Annotated in this window: 22 protein-coding genes; 1 reads left to right on the top strand and 21 read right to left on the bottom strand. The window is 28.8% G+C overall.

Annotated elements, in window-relative coordinates; translation table 11 throughout:
* Positions 1 to 228: 228 nt before the first annotated feature.
* From B5D41_RS06240 to B5D41_RS06205, 8 genes are all read right to left on the bottom strand, one after another.
* Positions 229 to 1,416: a glycosyltransferase gene (locus B5D41_RS06240; protein ID WP_078809764.1), complete on the bottom strand. Its 1,188-nt coding sequence runs from the start codon at positions 1,414 to 1,416 to the stop codon at positions 229 to 231.
* Between the two features lie 5 nt (positions 1,417 to 1,421).
* Positions 1,422 to 2,465, bottom strand: coding sequence for a lysylphosphatidylglycerol synthase transmembrane domain-containing protein (locus B5D41_RS06235; protein WP_159442906.1), 1,044 nt, complete (start codon positions 2,463 to 2,465; stop codon positions 1,422 to 1,424).
* Between the two features lie 32 nt (positions 2,466 to 2,497).
* Positions 2,498 to 3,352: a hypothetical protein gene (locus B5D41_RS06230; protein ID WP_078809762.1), complete on the bottom strand. Its 855-nt coding sequence runs from the start codon at positions 3,350 to 3,352 to the stop codon at positions 2,498 to 2,500.
* A gap of 31 nt (positions 3,353 to 3,383) precedes the next feature.
* Positions 3,384 to 3,917 (bottom strand): zf-HC2 domain-containing protein, encoded by a 534-nt coding sequence (locus B5D41_RS06225; RefSeq protein ID WP_078809761.1) that lies wholly within the window; start codon positions 3,915 to 3,917, stop codon positions 3,384 to 3,386.
* A 22-nt stretch (positions 3,918 to 3,939) separates the two neighbouring features.
* Complete coding sequence (locus B5D41_RS06220) at positions 3,940 to 4,515, bottom strand: RNA polymerase sigma factor (protein ID WP_078809760.1); 576 nt, start codon at positions 4,513 to 4,515, stop codon at positions 3,940 to 3,942.
* Positions 4,516 to 4,707: 192 nt separating this feature from the next.
* Positions 4,708 to 5,439, bottom strand: coding sequence for an N-acetylmuramoyl-L-alanine amidase family protein (locus B5D41_RS06215; RefSeq protein ID WP_078809759.1), 732 nt, complete (start codon positions 5,437 to 5,439; stop codon positions 4,708 to 4,710).
* 92 nt (positions 5,440 to 5,531) lie between these two features.
* The gene (locus tag B5D41_RS06210) at positions 5,532 to 6,698 is read right to left on the bottom strand and encodes a M48 family metallopeptidase (protein WP_078809758.1); all 1,167 of its coding nucleotides are present in this window, start codon (positions 6,696 to 6,698) and stop codon (positions 5,532 to 5,534) included.
* A gap of 23 nt (positions 6,699 to 6,721) precedes the next feature.
* Positions 6,722 to 7,042: a hypothetical protein gene (locus tag B5D41_RS06205; protein WP_078809757.1), complete on the bottom strand. Its 321-nt coding sequence runs from the start codon at positions 7,040 to 7,042 to the stop codon at positions 6,722 to 6,724.
* A 230-nt stretch (positions 7,043 to 7,272) separates the two neighbouring features.
* Here B5D41_RS06205 and B5D41_RS06200 point away from each other — a divergent pair, with 230 nt between their 5' ends.
* A complete protein-coding gene (locus tag B5D41_RS06200) occupies positions 7,273 to 7,464 on the top strand; it encodes a hypothetical protein (protein WP_078809756.1) in 192 nt (63 codons plus the stop codon).
* Positions 7,465 to 7,472: 8 nt separating this feature from the next.
* Here the strand turns inward: B5D41_RS06200 and B5D41_RS06195 are convergent, their stop codons facing one another.
* The 13 genes from B5D41_RS06195 to B5D41_RS06150 form a co-directional block, all read right to left on the bottom strand.
* On the bottom strand, positions 7,473 to 7,658 hold the full coding sequence (locus B5D41_RS06195) for a capping complex subunit for YIEGIA (RefSeq protein WP_078809755.1): 186 nt from the start codon (positions 7,656 to 7,658) through the stop codon (positions 7,473 to 7,475).
* Positions 7,659 to 7,682: 24 nt separating this feature from the next.
* On the bottom strand, positions 7,683 to 8,558 hold the full coding sequence (locus B5D41_RS06190) for a YIEGIA domain-containing protein (RefSeq protein WP_078809754.1): 876 nt from the start codon (positions 8,556 to 8,558) through the stop codon (positions 7,683 to 7,685).
* A gap of 33 nt (positions 8,559 to 8,591) precedes the next feature.
* Entirely contained in the window at positions 8,592 to 9,692 is a 1,101-nt protein-coding gene (locus B5D41_RS06185; RefSeq protein WP_078809753.1) for a GerAB/ArcD/ProY family transporter, read from the bottom strand.
* Between the two features lie 160 nt (positions 9,693 to 9,852).
* The gene (locus B5D41_RS06180) at positions 9,853 to 10,362 is read right to left on the bottom strand and encodes a protease complex subunit PrcB family protein (RefSeq protein ID WP_078809752.1); all 510 of its coding nucleotides are present in this window, start codon (positions 10,360 to 10,362) and stop codon (positions 9,853 to 9,855) included.
* Between the two features lie 93 nt (positions 10,363 to 10,455).
* Complete coding sequence (locus tag B5D41_RS14090) at positions 10,456 to 10,617, bottom strand: hypothetical protein (protein ID WP_159442905.1); 162 nt, start codon at positions 10,615 to 10,617, stop codon at positions 10,456 to 10,458.
* A 137-nt stretch (positions 10,618 to 10,754) separates the two neighbouring features.
* Positions 10,755 to 11,600, bottom strand: a complete 846-nt coding sequence (locus B5D41_RS06175; RefSeq protein WP_200806426.1) for a formate dehydrogenase subunit gamma — start codon at positions 11,598 to 11,600, stop codon at positions 10,755 to 10,757.
* 18 nt (positions 11,601 to 11,618) lie between these two features.
* The gene (locus B5D41_RS06170) at positions 11,619 to 12,458 is read right to left on the bottom strand and encodes a cytochrome c3 family protein (protein ID WP_078809751.1); all 840 of its coding nucleotides are present in this window, start codon (positions 12,456 to 12,458) and stop codon (positions 11,619 to 11,621) included.
* A gap of 116 nt (positions 12,459 to 12,574) precedes the next feature.
* Positions 12,575 to 12,715, bottom strand: coding sequence for a hypothetical protein (locus B5D41_RS14085; RefSeq protein ID WP_159442904.1), 141 nt, complete (start codon positions 12,713 to 12,715; stop codon positions 12,575 to 12,577).
* Positions 12,716 to 12,735: 20 nt separating this feature from the next.
* Positions 12,736 to 12,933, bottom strand: a complete 198-nt coding sequence (locus B5D41_RS06165) for a hypothetical protein (protein ID WP_078809750.1) — start codon at positions 12,931 to 12,933, stop codon at positions 12,736 to 12,738.
* 193 nt (positions 12,934 to 13,126) lie between these two features.
* The gene (locus B5D41_RS14080; protein ID WP_159442903.1) at positions 13,127 to 13,291 is read right to left on the bottom strand and encodes a hypothetical protein; all 165 of its coding nucleotides are present in this window, start codon (positions 13,289 to 13,291) and stop codon (positions 13,127 to 13,129) included.
* A 252-nt stretch (positions 13,292 to 13,543) separates the two neighbouring features.
* Positions 13,544 to 14,752: a cation:proton antiporter gene (locus B5D41_RS06160; RefSeq protein ID WP_078809749.1), complete on the bottom strand. Its 1,209-nt coding sequence runs from the start codon at positions 14,750 to 14,752 to the stop codon at positions 13,544 to 13,546.
* A gap of 54 nt (positions 14,753 to 14,806) precedes the next feature.
* Positions 14,807 to 15,154: a P-II family nitrogen regulator gene (locus tag B5D41_RS06155; RefSeq protein ID WP_078809748.1), complete on the bottom strand. Its 348-nt coding sequence runs from the start codon at positions 15,152 to 15,154 to the stop codon at positions 14,807 to 14,809.
* Between the two features lie 110 nt (positions 15,155 to 15,264).
* Positions 15,265 to 16,950: a TIGR04190 family B12-binding domain/radical SAM domain protein gene (locus tag B5D41_RS06150; protein WP_078809747.1), complete on the bottom strand. Its 1,686-nt coding sequence runs from the start codon at positions 16,948 to 16,950 to the stop codon at positions 15,265 to 15,267.
* Positions 16,951 to 16,980: the final 30 nt, after the last annotated feature.

Raw genomic sequence — 16,980 nt, 5'->3', positions numbered from 1 at the left:
TTAGAATACTTAATTTAATTTTATCATTAATTATTTATATATGAAAGAAGATAATAAGTTTATTTAATATTTGTTCTATGTAATTATTTAAGTATGTTAATTTTTTTATTATTTTAAGTCATAAGTGACTAAGTTATAAGAAACCATTATTGACAATAAAAAAGGATTACATCTTTGTTTATGCAATCCTACATTTATAAATTAATTTTTGATCAATCTTTTGGTGTATTATCTTTGTCCAGCAGCAAACTCCGGTTGATAATTTGCTCGAAAATTACATAAACTATGATAATATTTTAGCATATCTTGAGCTAAATTTTGAATACTATATTGATTAGCTTTTTCTAAAGCGTTTAAACTCATCTCGTCAAGTAAATCACGATCATTTAATAATTTAGTTACTTTATTAGCAAAACCTCTTTTATCGTCTGGAGCTAACAAATAACCATCTTTACCATCAATAATAATATCCTTTACTCCTGTACCATTTAAAGCAACTACTGGTGTTTTTCCAGCTAGTGCTTCTGTAATTACCATTCCTTGTGTTTCTGATAATGAGGAAAATACAAAAATATCTGATAATTTATATAACTTAATTAATTCTTCTCTATTTTTCTTACCCAGAAATTCAACTTGATTCTTAACCCCTAATTCCACACTTAATTCAATTAAGTTTTCTTTTTCGGGTCCATCTCCTACGATTAATAACTTTAACTTTTCTTTTGAATTTAATACTGGCTCTAACGATTTAAGTAAGAAATCAATATTTTTTTCAGCAGATAATCTGCTTACAAATAATAAAATATCATCATTTGTAGCTTGTAATTGCGACTGGTAATCATTAATTTCTATTTGATCATAATGACTTAAATCAATTCCTGTTGGTATAACTTTGATTTGTGTATTAACTCCTATACTAAATAGATAATTTGTCATACCTTGAGTAGGAGCAAAAACTAAATCTGAATTATTACAGAAATTTTCTACTATTTTATCTAAAGCTGCTTCACAAAACTTGTCTATACCGATCGGTAAATGATGGCAATACTCTTTATATCTAGTATGGTATGTATATACAATTGGAATATTGTATTTATGACCTAATTTCTGGCCTACCCTTCCCAAAAAGAACGGATGATGACAATGAACTATATCTATATTCAGTTTAGCAAACTCCTTTTTTAAGTTACTTAATCCTGATAGGGGAATAGGCAAACAGCTATTTCCATATTTAATCATCTTCAATGATGGAACTCTAAAAATATTCTCCTCATCTTCAGTAGTCTTTTTATATTCAGGAGCAAAAATAGTAACTTGGTGGCCTCTTTCTCTAAACTCATTAGCAAAACTATCAATTGAAATCGGAACTCCACCTACAAAAGGTCTATAATTATTAGTAAACATAGCTATATGCATATTTCTTAACTCCTTTCGCTTTCCACATTCATAATCTTATCCAATGTAACTTCTCCTAGGACTTTTATGAAAATATATAATCCTAAGATAACCCCTAAATAAATAACGAAGAATCTCCAGAGTAAAATCACTAATCCAATAGAATGCTTTGGTACATACTTCAAAAATAATAACATAAATCCGCCTTCTGCAATACCACTTCCACCAGGAGTAGGTGTAAAATACATAAGAGTTGTTAAAATAATTTGGTTAAGTATAATATTAAAAGCTGAAATTTCGAAACCGAAAGCTCGAATCAGCCAAATTGGAATACTAAATTGAATTAATAGAAACATAAAGGTATAGAGAATACTTAAATATAAGTTTTTCCTACCTTTAGTTAAATATACCTTAAAACTAGTATTAAATTCATTTATATTTTTTAAACCAAACTTTAATAGCTTATCGGTATACTCTACTTTAATAAATTTAAATCTATTTAAAAAATTTACTATTATATATAAGAGACTTTTAATTCGTTTTGGAAAAAGAATTGTAAATATATACAAAACCCCCGTTAAAGTAAAGAAAAAGATAATATAAGAAAAAACATATTTAAAGTTACCTTGAGGTAATAAATCAGGATATAATAAAATAATAGTAGGACTTACTACTGCAAAAAATAATAAAGCAATTATAAATTTCATAGAAGTAATTACTATTCCTCTAGAAATAGGAATTTTGTTTTTATACATTAAAAAGACTTGCATTGGACCTCCACCAGTTTGAAAAGGAGTTACAGCAGCTAAAAATAAATTAGTCCAAACTATTTTTAATCCTAATGGTAATGAAACTTCTTCACCAATTCCTTTAGCTAATTCTCGAATCCTCATATAATCAAAGATCCACATTACAATTGTTAAAATTAAAGTTAATAATATATATCTTAATTTCAAATCTACTAATCGCTTCCATGTTTCTATATTTGCTGTATAGTAAATTATTATACCGCTTACTAATAAACTTACAATATAAAAGAATATTAAACCCTTTTTAATCCTAGTATCCACAATTTTCACTCCACTTTCCTATCACGATTTATCTATCTTAATGGTAGAATATTATAAATTACTGCTCCAAATCCTAGTATGGCTAAAATTCCTAAAAACAATCCTCCTAATATTGGAATAAACCAAAATAAAATTAATAATGACATACCTAAAATACTAACCGTTATATCTTTATCTATCTTGATAGCTAATAATTCTGCTATTTTTTCACCTATTAACCAAGCTATACCATTTAATCCTAATATGATTCCAAATACTATTACTATTAATAATAAAAGGCTAATTATTGAACCTATGATACTAATAGCAGAAATAATAACTAATAATAACATTAATAATAAACCTAAAGCACCAAGTAAGCTAGATTTTATAAGATTAGTTGACACTGTCTTTCCAATTGATTTAATCTGACTTGAAACTGTTAAATTAAGTAAAATACTCATTAAGAATAAGATAATTCCAATTAAATATTTAGTAAACATAAAAGTCAATAATAACAATAGTCCTACTAATAGAATATCAAAATCTGACGTAGATAATTCTAAATTAAATATATTTTTGGTTACTTTAGCTTCAGGAGATTGTTTAACTTTTCCACCAATGACTCCAATATTCCCCAAAATAATAGCTGAAGGTTTAATTTCTAAATCTCCACCTAGAACTACTACATCTTCTTGAATAGTACCAGCAATGCTTACTTTACCCCCAACTACAATAACATTTTCAACTATCTGATCTGCAGTAATTTTAACATTTCCATGTTTAATCAAATTATCGGTTTCTAATTTATCATTAGCCAAAGCAATATTACAATTAATAAATAACACTACAAATATGCATAATAATAAGAGTGTTATTTTATTTATCTGTATTCTATCTATAATCATTAAATTAACTCTCCTTTTCCTATACCTACAACTATTTAGATTTATTCTTTTTATTAAATTGCTGAAACATAAATACAAAACCAAATAAACTAATTAATAAAGTACTCTGTAAGTAAATCATTAATTGAGGATAAACCTGTACTAACTTATCACTTACAAAATAAGAACTATTAAATAAATGATAAAATATTTTACCAATCGTAAAAAACGGAAGCTTATTAGCTATTAATGCTAATGAACTAATACCTAATACACTAAACAAACTAATAGTAACCGTAGTCAATTTATAAGTCTTAAATATATTACTTATCCACTGCTCTAAAGATAGATTAGTATTTTTCTCCTTTGTAACTTGCTCCATCACTTTATTAGTAAAATCTTTGGAAGGACTTATATCTGGAAAAGTATTTAAAGTTTGCACAGTTACCTCTAAATTTTTATATTTTAATCGACATTTTTTGCATTTTATTAAATGTTTTTGAATTCTTTTTTGATTAAATAACGAAATTTCTTCATCTAAATAAGCTGATAAATTCTTCTGTACATATTTACAATCTATATTCATATCTTTCCCTCCTCAATATATATCATCTAACCACTGTTTCTTTATTAGTCAACATATCTTGTAAATAAGACCGAGCAGCGTTTACTCTTGATTTCACAGTGCCTAAAGGAATTTCTAAAATATTAGCAATTTCTTTATAGCTAAATTCTTGTAATTCTCTCAATACTATTACTTCCCGATGTTTAAAAGAAAGGCAATTAATCTTTTCTTTAAGCAATTTTTGTAATTCTTTATTTTCTAAATATCTTTCAGGAGTTTCCACAAAATCAGGAATCTCTCTTCTTAAAAGATTAGAAACTGGAGCATCTTCTAACGAAATAGGAGTTTTATCAGGCTGACTGCGAAAGTGATCCCGACAAATATTTAGAATAATCTTATATAACCAAGTAAAAAATTTAGAATCTCCTCTAAAATCATCTATGTATTTATAAACCCTAATAAATGATTCTTGAACTATATCCTCAGCTAACTGCCGATCATTAACCATTCGATAGGCTGCATTAATAGCACCTTTTTTATACTTGTCAATTAATTCTCTAAAGGCTGTATCATCGCCTGATTGACATTTTTTAATTAAAATTTCATCACATTCTTCCATTTAAGGTTCCCCTCCATAATTTCCTCTTCATTAATTATGACGCATCAAAAACAAAAAAGTTCATTTTTTAAGTAAATTTTTTAAAAAAATGAAATCCAAATATATCCTCTTTTAATATATCATATATATGAAAAAAATCAAAAAAGACCTCTTAATAATTAGAGGTCTCTTTAAAAATTACAATCTTAAATTTTAAGCCTTTTCTAATATTTCTAAATAAAAAGTAAAACTAGAAAAATACTCTTCTATTCCATTATATAATACTTCAGCTACTACCCATTGATACTTTTCATCCTGTAATAATATATTATCTGTAGGATTAGTAATATAACCTACTTCTACCAAAGCTCCTGGTTTATTAGCATTTCTTAAAAGAAAATAATCACCTTTTAAAGGATAATTATTGCTTGGGCTTTTACCTTTATACTCTAAAGTATTTAATTTGTCCTGAAGTAAATTAGCTAATTTCTTATTATTCTGATTATAAAATATTAATGGTCCATTTAAGTGAGGTGCCCCAGCATTAATGTGAATACTAATAAATAAATCTGTATCTTTTTGATTAATAATTTTTACTCTAGACCATAAATCTCTGACATGTCTATTAGAAGACCGCTTATTTAAATGATCTAATGCTATATCCTTATCTCTAGTCATTTTAACTTTAGCATTATTTTTTTCCAATATTTTTTTCAATTTTAATGCAATCTGTAAATTAATATCTTTTTCCAATAACCCTCTTCTATTAGCACCTCCATCTATCCCCCCATGACCTGGATCAATCACTATCACCTTTTTTTGTAATGGACTCCTGATTCTAATAAAAACAGGTAAATTGCTATACCTTTTTCCTAATTGAAACATAACCATTGATAGAATAATAATAATATATATTAGATATTTCTTTTTAATAATCAGCCACATCTTCTTATCCCTCCCTAAATTCAATACCACCTAATCTATAAATATTGAATTTAAAAAGAAATTATACTGAATATAAAAAAACCGATTGCTTCTTAATATATTACTGGACCTTTTATTACTTTCCATCCATACCTTTCTTTAATTAGATCAATAGCTAATGAAATTATTATTTTATTATCATCAAACTTCATTTTCTTTTTAATTTCATTCTCATCTTTCTTTAATTCCTTAATCTCAACCTTCTTAACATTAGTATTTAAGTAAGAAATAGCTACTCTAGCCGTTCCTTCAACTTGATTTCTAATTTCAATAGAGTAACCTATTTTATATTCTTTTTTCATCTTACTTATCCTTTTCCTTATCTTTTGTAAATCTTTTCTCCGTTTAAATTCATCTAAACTTATCTTATTCTGTACTCTTTGAGAATATGTCGAATACATCATATTAATATCATCAGTCAATAATCCTTTAGTCAACCTTCTAGCTGTAGATATTGGTGAATAATATAATTTCTCAGCACTTTCTATCTTATTAACTAAGTTTGATAAATAATCTATTCTATTATCTGTATTAGGATGATCAGAGAAAATTTCTAATAATTTAGAATTACCTCCGGTACTTTTCTTCTGTAATACTTTCATCAATCCTATAGTTCCCTGAGGATTATAACCACTTTCTTTAGTCAGAAAGACTGAATACTTATCAGCTTCTCTTTCCTGTTTTCTACTATAACCTTTTTGTAATAATTGCATACTAAGTGCAGTTATAAAATCCGGTTTTTTTTGATTTACCTTACCATCCTTAGCTAAATCAATTAGAACAGTACCAAGCTTAATTCCTTGAATTAAATCTATACTATCTTGAATATCATCATTAACTCCATGTCCTAATTCGTGAGCTAAAACTGCTGCTAATTGGTTATTATTTTCCAAGTCATCTATTAACCCTTTATATAATACTAAATAACCATTACCTAAATAGACAGCATTTATCTTTTTAGTATCTGCTATGTAAAGTTTAAAGTCAAGGTCTGAAGCATCTTTTTCAGCATTAACTGCTAAACTATCAAATACTTTATAAACTCTCTTTTGAATTTTAGGCTTTAATTCAAGCCAACCATATTCTTTAGAATATTTTTCTAAATTATTTTTAGCCACTTCTTTTTCTAAATCGGAAACTGCACTTGCTGATAAACTATTTAATAATAAAAATATAATTAATAAAGAGAAGATTAACCATTTTTTCTTTACATTTCGCATCCTACAACTCCTCTCTTACTCATTTAGTTAGCAGTGATTTTAATATATCTAGTTTCTTGATTCTTAATATGTATTTTTAAATTCTCATTTAAATTTTCACCAATTACTTTAAGCGAATATGTTCCACTGCTTAATCCAGGGAACTCAGCTTGACCATGATGAGTATATGCAAATCTAATCCGTTTTTCATAACTAGAAGTATATACGCCAATATATACATCATCCATCAAATTCTGTTGTTGATCATAAACAACTACTTTTAAATTTCCCCTTCCATTACAACCACTAATAATTATTGATAAACCTAGAAGAAGAATAACTAATAGAATTGTTTTTCGTTTCATTTAAGCCACCTCATACTTTAATCAAAACTAAATTTTGAATCTATTTGTTACTTAAACCACATTACAATTTATTCGTGATTATATTAGCTAAATCCTGCTAAGAATGATAAAAATCTTGCAACTATACAGAATCTAGCTAAAAAATTTAATTAATTAAATTTTTTAGCTAGAATAATGAATATGGATTCATGGTAAAATAATCATAGCTAAAATTTAAGGAGGGAATCTTATTGTATAATGAGGAATTATTACATCAAGTCGCTGGTAAATGTCCAGAATATGAATCAATTACTGTAGCTCAAGGATATGGTATATCCTTTTTAGGAAATTTAGAATCATTAACAGAAGCCCAATGTGATCTTTGTGTTAATTGGGATGATAGTCATTGTGATATCTTTCAAGAACATAAAGTAAAATATTAAACTTAACATTATGAATCTTTTAAAACTATAACCCCTGTAGATAACTTATGAACATCTGCTGCTAAAATTCTACCTAACTCTACAGCAATTAACTCCTGTTCTTCCTTATCCTTGGCATAGAAGATTGGTAGAGTTCCTCCTACTACATCTTTTTCACAAGTAATTACAGCTAATATCTCTTTAATATTTGGCATAACTTAAGTTTCCTCCCCTTTGTCTTAGTCAGCACCGATCTGAATATGTTTTTCACGTTTAGTACTCTCTAATAACGGAACTTGTTTAATTACTTTTAATAAAGCTTCCACATCTTTCCTCATAGGTACAATCATCATAATTACTTCACCGGTATTAAAGTTTCTACGGGTTTCTATATAACGTTTAACCCCTAAAATTCGTGCTGCTTCATGAGCAATTGCTTGTCTTTGACCATAATTAGCTAAACTAATATCTCCAGCATGATTATAAGGCTTAATTACTACTCCAATTCCTTCCTCTAAAATCCGGTCTTTAGCATTATCTAATGCTTGGTTAGATATATATTGTCCATCTACTAATAGATTATGACCATCAAACTTTAAAGTCACTTTTTTTACTTCTGCTACATCACCAACTACTTGATCTTTTGTCCATTTATCTATTAAATAAGGTGTCATTATCCCTAAAATAACTGCTAATCCTATTTCTAAGATAGGATATGATGTCTTCATAAACTCTAAAGTTCCAGTAGTTACTAAAGATGTAATAATTACTATATAGTTTCTGGCTTCAAAGCTCTTAGCTATTCCATTAATATAAGCCTCTCCTCTTTTAACTAATTCTACATTTTCTAATGCTAATAAGTCATTCTTCTCTATCTTTCTTACGTCTCTAAACTGTTGAATAGCTAAAACTAAAAAAGTAACTGCTACAAAATTATTTTCCAATAAAGCAGGTAAAGCCACTGCACCTAAAGCGGCAGCCACAAAACCAATAGTTATATGTATTAAAAAAGCATCAGGAAAGCTAGGATATTGACGATAATCTTCTTTAAGCATAATTATTCTAGCTATAGTTCCCATTAATATTCCAATTACTATCTCCGATAAATGTTCCATATTTTCACCTCTTATATAAAAATTAAAAATAATCTAATTGTGTTTACTTTCTTTACTTCCACGAAATGTAGCAATCATTAATAGTAATAAAGGAATTCCTATCTTTAATACTAAATAATATGGTGGTAAAATTTCTGTGACTATTGTTCCTAATTGAGTGATATTTTCAAAAAGCATTAAAGAAAAAGTAATTAATATGATACCTGTTGGTAATACTACTGATTTATAACTCTTTAATTTAAAAGTTTCCGCGATATTAATTACTAAACAATAATAAAAAATAGCAATTTTAATAAACCCTCCTCCAATCCACATTACTACTATTAAAGCATCTATATTTTCTACAAAACCAAACAGACTAATATATTGCACTAAAGACAGCATAGGATACTGTAAGGTAGCACTTTGATCACCACCATATAAAGCAACAATTTCAACCATCATTATTAAACCTAAAAAAGTTACAATTAAAACTGCTTTAAAAGTTGAGCTTAATGCTTCTTTAGACTTATTAATAGCCGGCAAAATAGTAATTAATACAAATGTTTCAGTTAAAAAAAGTGAAGTTGGATATGCTCCTTTTAAAATTGGCATTATTCCATTTGCTAATACAGGTTTTAATTTAGCAAAGTTTAAATCTGGTAAAATAAGAAAATAAATAATAATTATAATCCCAATCATCACTGGTAAAATTAACTCGTTAACTCTTGAAATAACTTCAATTCCATTCCTGACAGCTGAAGCTAAAACTAAAATAGTTGAAATCAATATGATTTCTAATGGAGTATTTTTTAGAAATGTTACATTTAAAACTTCACCAAACTCTCTGATAATCACAGCTGTAATATGAATAAAAAATAATATATAAATCAAACTAACTATTTTACTTAAAAATTTACCAACAATTAATGGACTATAACCAATAATAGTTTTATTAGGAAACTTGTTTCCTAATAAAACAACTATGTATCCAGTTAATAAACCAATAATTCCTATGATAATTATTGCTAACCAACTATCTTGTTTAGCATATGGAGCAAGTGCGCTTGGCAAAATTAACATCACTGTTGGTAGCATCGACATAATAAGTAACCACTCTAATTGTCTACCAGAAACTTTACCTTTTTCTAGCATTTATACCCTCCTAATACTAGTTGAACTTTAACTCTTTTACATACTTTCCCCAAACTAACTCTTTTTAATTAATATAAAAATACAGACCAATTAGCCTATTTATAACTAACTGCTCTGTATTATAAAATAATATATTTGAATTTAGAATTAAAACTTATGATTATTTGTTAATAAACTCTCCATTTTGATTAACCACAATTAAATCTAAATCGGAAATTTCTTTAGACTTAAATTTACTCTTATCAATTACAACTAAATCATAAGGGTGAGTAATCACAGTAATTGAAACCTCATCATCTTCAGGACTAACTTGTGTTACTTTAACGACTAACTTATTATCTTTTTCAATCACCTTATCGATTTGAATACCATAGCCTCCACTTGGCATTTCTCCTAAGTAAGCTAAAATACCCACCTTATCTGTTAAATCTAACTTACTAATTCTTTCATAATACTGTTTATGTTGTAAATCTTTTAATACTTCTTCTCTATTCTCTGTAGTAACTACTCTATATTCTCCATCTCTTGGTAAAGTATCCTTTGACCATTCTCCTTCTAAATTCCGCTCTGCCTCATAGATTGTAGGCATAGAATCAATATCTTCAACTATATTACAGCCTACAGCCAATATCATAACTACTAACATCAATAATGTAACTTTAAACTTCATCGTATAACCTCCCTCAAATAATGATATCACCCCCTTTTTTATCTGTCAATAACAAAAGCACCCTGTAAATCCAGGATGCTTTTAAATCGGTAATTATTCACAACAATTTACTTCTGAAACGCTTGCAGACACCTCATCCATTACTTTACCACAATTTTCACAAACATAATTACTACCTGCTTTAGTCATCTCTCCACCACAACATAAAGGAGCGGAGAATTCTGCACCACAGCTACTACATTCAAAATTTCCCATAGTTTTCCTCCTTTTAACTTAGATTTAAATAGTTCATATATTAGTATTCTTTCATAAATAGCAAAAATTTATACTTGAACTTGGAGAGTTTCTATCTATAGCTAATTATATTCTCTTTTATATAATAATTATTTGCTTTACATTAATCCTAATGGTAAAAAAAACATCAAAAACCAAATTAAAATACCTGTATAGAATAATATCTCTATAACAATTAAAATACGGTTATTAGTATGCTTAAAACTTGTTGTATCAACAAGTTCATCATCTAACTCCTCTTTATCAGATATATTATCCATAATTTGTTTTAATTCAGTAGGATGTTCATGTTCCATTACTGTCTTACTAATCTTTCCATTAAACCAGACTAAATTCATTGGGAAAAAATCAGGACTTAGATGAACATTATAGAAATGCCAAACGAAGATAGCTAAAATTGCTAAAATTGCTTCATCACTATGAGCTATTCTAGCACAAGAACTTACCCACCGTGGAAAAAACTTAGCAGTAGCTTCTGGACACCACATCATAAGTCCAGATCCTCCCATAATAAACATACCCCAGAAGACAGCCCAATAATCAAACTTTTCTTTATATGAATATCTTCCATAATCTGGTGGTTTATTAGTAAATCCTAAATTATATTTAATATTCTGAACAAAGTCTAAAGCATCTTGCCATTTAAGCATAAAATCCCAAGATGGTCCTTTTAAATAAGCATATCCAGCTAAATAGATTAAATGGTATATAAATACCAATAACATAATTACTCCACTAATTATATGAACGCAGAGCATAGCATAAAATCCGCCAAAGAGGTCAACTATTTGGGGAGCCCATGCTGCACCATCATACTTAATAGGTAATCCTGTAACTGCACAAAGAGTAAAAGTTATAAACACCAATATATGTTGAAATCTTTGGTTAAGACTAAACCTTTTAAACACTAATCCTTTTTCTTTAGAAAAAGTTATATTTTCCACACTTTCCACCTCCTTGAATTAATGACTTTCATCATTATTAGCCCGCCTAAATTTACCTATTAACTCAATTAAAATATGAACTATTAAGAAAGTAATTGTCAGAATAGTTAACCATGTAAAGAACTTAAATGTATAATACATTGGTGCTCCTTCTCCTTCAGGCTCTAACTCAGCATGCTGAACACCTTTAGCAAAATTCTTTCTAGGCTTTTCGTGACATTTAGCACAAGTCTTAGGAAGATTCTTATCAGATACAGATGACTCTTGATGTTGTGGCCCTAAAATTCGATGTGAATCATGATGGCAATCAACACAACTAGCTGCTCTTTTACTTCCTAATTCAACTGCTTTACCATGAAAACTTTCTTTAGTACTTTCTAGTACTATTCCTTTATGACATTCTGAACATAGTTCTAATTCTTCCTGCTTGGTAAAATCACTCTTCTGAATATCATGCTTTCCATGACAACTACTACAACTAACATCTGTTTTACCTTCTTTAGTTACCTCCCAGTGACGGCTTTCTTTATAACCTTTAGCTTCATTTGAATGACACATTTGGCAATTATTAGCTACTTTAACAGCTAACTCAGTACCATATACAACATTTTTATGCGGATATCCCTGGATATCCATATGACAGGTTACACAATTATTATTATTATGAACTGAATCTTTTAAAATAGATTGATTAACTGTTAATGATATTTCTTTATCATTGTGTTCAGTAGTAAATCCTTTTAACCCATGACATGTTAAGCAGTATTTGTCTGTTCTAGCTGCAGCAACACTATTTAAAAAAAACATTAAGCTTAACATCAAAATTAGCCCTAAATAGAATTTTTTATTCAATTCCATTCCTTATTGTCACCCCTTTCAATAATTACAAAAAACAAAATAGAGACCAGTAAAACACTAATTTGACCGGCCTCTGGACTCAAAGTCTCTGGACTATCCTTATTATCTTTTTTATATCATCCACTATATTCTATCTCTGTAACTCCTTGTGTAATAATAGTAATAAATCGCTTGCAATGTCTACATTTAATGATGATCTTATTCTCTACTATCTCACAAACGATCTTACCGCACTTGCACCGCAAGTAATCGTTCACTATATCACCTCCATTTCATTTTAAAATATGTGCGGCGGCCAAATTAACATAGTATAAAATGCAGAAGTAATCACTAATAATAAGCCACTAAGCACAACAAACATTCCACCTTTTAAAAAGCGATTTTCAATTTTAAAAGTATCATCCACCAATAACCAACTAGCTCCTAAACTAAAAACAAGAATTAAAATAGCACTAATAGTCAAAATAAATGTCATTACTCACACCTCCTTTCGTTTCATTAAAAATCCAGAATAAATAAAAAAAGCCAGCAGTATATAAATACCGCTGGCCTCTGGACTTATAGTCTCTGGACTCTAAATTAGTCTCTGAACTTTACAAATATATTCTATTGTTAAATATATAAAGGGCCAGTATTATGCAGATATCACATAACACTGGCCTCTGGGCTCAAAGCCTCTGGACTCTTGTCTTTAAGTTGTCTGTATACTCTATTGATTTTATATCCCTAGTTTGAATAATTAAAAAACGTTTACAATGACGACATTTAATAATTACACTGTCCCCTTCGACCTTAGCAACTAACTTATCACATTTACACCTTAGGTCATCCATTTATTTTGTTACCCTCCATTAATAGCATCGAATGGACAAAGTGAAATATTTCACTTTAGCAGTATAAAATCAAATCTATTCTTCCCCTTTCATATAATCCATTCATGCATTTAATTTTTAGCTATATTATCTTAAATGTTATTTATTAACTTAATTAAACTACTTACTACATTATATGCACTGACTTATAACTTTATCACAACTTTTATTGAATTAATTATATATTCATCTCTCCATCAAAAGACATCTCAATTATTTAAATTGACTTTTGTTATGTTGATTTTGTAATGCTCCGACCTCCCCAGCCTTCTCTAATGCTACTCTAGATAATACTGGACCTATTAATGCTGATATCATTACTGACGTTAATAAAATATTTAAAATGAAATTACTGGCTTGGGGGTATGATTGTTGAGCTATAATAATTAATCCTACTGCAACACCAGCTTGAGGCATTAAACACATTCCTAAATATTTCTTTACTTCTGCTGAAGCATTACCTAATTCTCCACCTAATCTTACTCCTAAGGCCTTACCTGCTACTCTAGTTATAGCATATATCGCTCCTACAACTCCAATATCAACTAATCTATGAATCTCAAATCGAGCACCAGCCAAAGCGAAGAAAATAATAAATATCGGTTTTTCAATACCTTCTATTAAGTTAAATATCTTCTTATGACGAGATGAAATGTTTTTAACAGCAGCTCCTGAAACCATATTAGTTAAAATAGGAGAAAACTCCAAAAAACTTGCTAAGCCACTAGCTAAAAATACACTTCCTAAAACTAAAGCCAATAAAGTTTTTTCGCTATTTATTTTATTTGCAAAATAGCTAAGCATATAACCTATTATACTTCCTAAAACGATTGAACCAATAATCTCTATAAACGGAGATTGTATCATAGAAATAATAGAAGTATTAGCTACACCTCCAACCATTGCTTTAACAACTGCAGATATTATTCCAAAAGCGACTACTCCTAACACATCATCTAAAGCTACAATTCCTAATAAACTATTTGTTAATGGTCCTGAAGAATAACTCTCTTTAATCACTGCCACAGTAGCAGCTGGAGCAGTAGCAGCTGCTAATCCACCTAATAATAATGCTAATGGAAAGTCATTGACAAATAACATCATAACTGCTGTTACCAAAACTACTGCTCCTAATACTTCGAAAATACCCATAAATATTACAGACTTACCTAGCTTTTTAATTGAATCTAGACTAAACTCACTACCTATAACTAAAGCAATAATCCCTAAAGCTATACCATTAATTGGTTGTAGCTGTTCAGCCATACGTTGATTAATTAATTTAGACAAAGATGGTCCTATTAATAAACCAGCTATTAAATACCCTGGTACAGCTGGTAATTTCAGTTTATTGGCTAAAGTACCTAGTACTAAGCTTAATAATAGAATAATTCCTATGATTAAAATTAAATTTATTTCCATTTTAACACCTCCTAATACAAAATATTAATTATATAGTTAATATTTCATCTCTTATTAACAATATTTATCTACATTGGTTAAACCTTTTACCATACCTAGAGGTATTGTAAATACTAAGGCAGTATGAGGATGATCTATATCTCCTACAACTTCCTCTACAGTGGAAACAACTTTATTCATTGTTCGCTCATCTTTAATGATAGTAAATACAGTCTTATTATACTTTTTATTCCCTTCAGCAAACTGCATTAATCTACCAAAAATAGAGATATCCTCTGTCAATAAATGGCCTGTTCCCATACTATCTAGAATAGTTACTCCCTGAATTCCTATTTCTTGAAATTTTTCTAATATTTTATCTAGATCATCATTCTTTTCAATAACCATCACTAATAATTCCATATCTTATCCTCCTTTATCTTTTATTTAGATAAACATTATATCATATTTATTAGTAATAATTCAAATCAATACCATAATTAATTAAGTTTGTAAGTTATATAGGTTTTAATTTATTCCATTAACATTTTAAGAATTCCCAAAGGTTTAAAATTAATAAACTTTGTTGGCCAATCTAATTCTGTCTTATCACAGACAGTAGATATACTGAATTCATTAATTTCTCCTTTAAGTTTTAATAACTTACTCTCCTCTAAATTATTATCCAATAATTGTTTTAATTTACTAGCTTCTTTAATTCTCTTATCAATATTTTGATTAGTAGCCCCATCTATTCTATTATATTCATATTTTAATTCATTTAATCGTTCTGCTGCTCTATATGTCTGTTCTACAATCTCTTTTCGGCTCATCCACTTGGTTTCATAACTTAAAATTTCTTCCCAAGTAGGATTAACTAATTTATCCTTATGGTCTTCTAATGTATAAGCAAATCTTTTATACCCAAGTTTTTCTGGATGCTCAAAAGCTAAACTTCCCGGGTCTAAAAAAGGTCCCATAGGAGAAATAAAGCAAGAAACTCGCTTATCATATTTTCTAAATAAATATTCACAATAATCTATAGTTTCTTGTACAGATTTTGGAGTCTGTTTAGGAAGGCCAATCATAAAAAAGATATCGACTCGATTACACCCTAGATTAGTAGCAATATCTAAAGTTTTCTCCATCTCCTGATTAGTATAAAATGTTACTCCATCTTGAGCCTTTCTTACTTCTTCACTATGACTTTCAGGAGAAAGCTCTAAACTCCAACTATCTACTGAATCATCTATCATCTCTAAAAATTTTTTAGAAGCAGAACTGAATAACTCAAATATAATTTCATTCTTTAGATTAGCTTCAGCTAACCTATCTAATAATTCAGTCCTATAATCCTCACCTCCTTGCCTTATATCCCCTATAATGAATATTGGCCCTCGAGAAAATTTAGCAATCATTTTCATATTTTTAACCATACTCTCTGGGCTTCTAAAGATTGGTCCTTTTCTTTGATTATAATACTGGTTAGTACATTTAGAACGTCCACAAGTAACACAACCTTGAACACATCCCTTCACTGAAAAGATAGCAGTAATTGGATTCTCAAACCAATTATTAAAAGGTAACATACTCTCCAGATCATGATATCTAAATACATTTTTAATCATAATATCTGGTCGTATATCTACATAATCCAATGTATCTGGATTAAACTCAAGAGAATTAATATTAGTTTTACCTTCATTTCTCCAAGTTAGATTCGGTACTTCCTTTAATGACTGTTCACCTTCAATTACTTTTAATAAATCAAGAAAGGGAACTTCTGTACAGTCTCCTCGTAATACATAATCTATCTGTGGATATTCTACTAAGTCCTTATGAAAGTAAGTAGATGATAATCCTCCAAAAATAACCGGTATATTAGGATGCTCTTCTTTAACTATCTTAGCGACCTCTAATGAGCCATGAGCATGGGGTAACCAATGAAGATCAATCCCAAACGCTTTAGGTTTTAAATTAGAAATAAACTTCCTAACATCAAATGACTCATCTTTCATCATCTTCACAGCCAAATTAACTATCCTTACCTTATACCCTTTCTCTTCCAAATAACTTTGAATTGTCATAAAGCCTAACGGATACATCTCAAATACTGTTGAAGAAGGAATCAAATCACTAATCGGCCCATATAAAATTGACTTCTTTCTAAAATCATATACACTAGGTGGGTGTAATAAGACTAAATCAGCATTTTTCATAATTATCCCTCCATTTATTAAATTACTTAA

The organism is Selenihalanaerobacter shriftii, assembly GCF_900167185.1.
In the GTDB taxonomy this organism is placed as follows: Bacteria; Bacillota; Halanaerobiia; order Halobacteroidales; family Acetohalobiaceae; genus Selenihalanaerobacter; species Selenihalanaerobacter shriftii.
The sequence above is the reverse complement of the archived record's forward strand: the minus strand, read 5'-3'. Positions and strand labels throughout refer to the sequence as shown.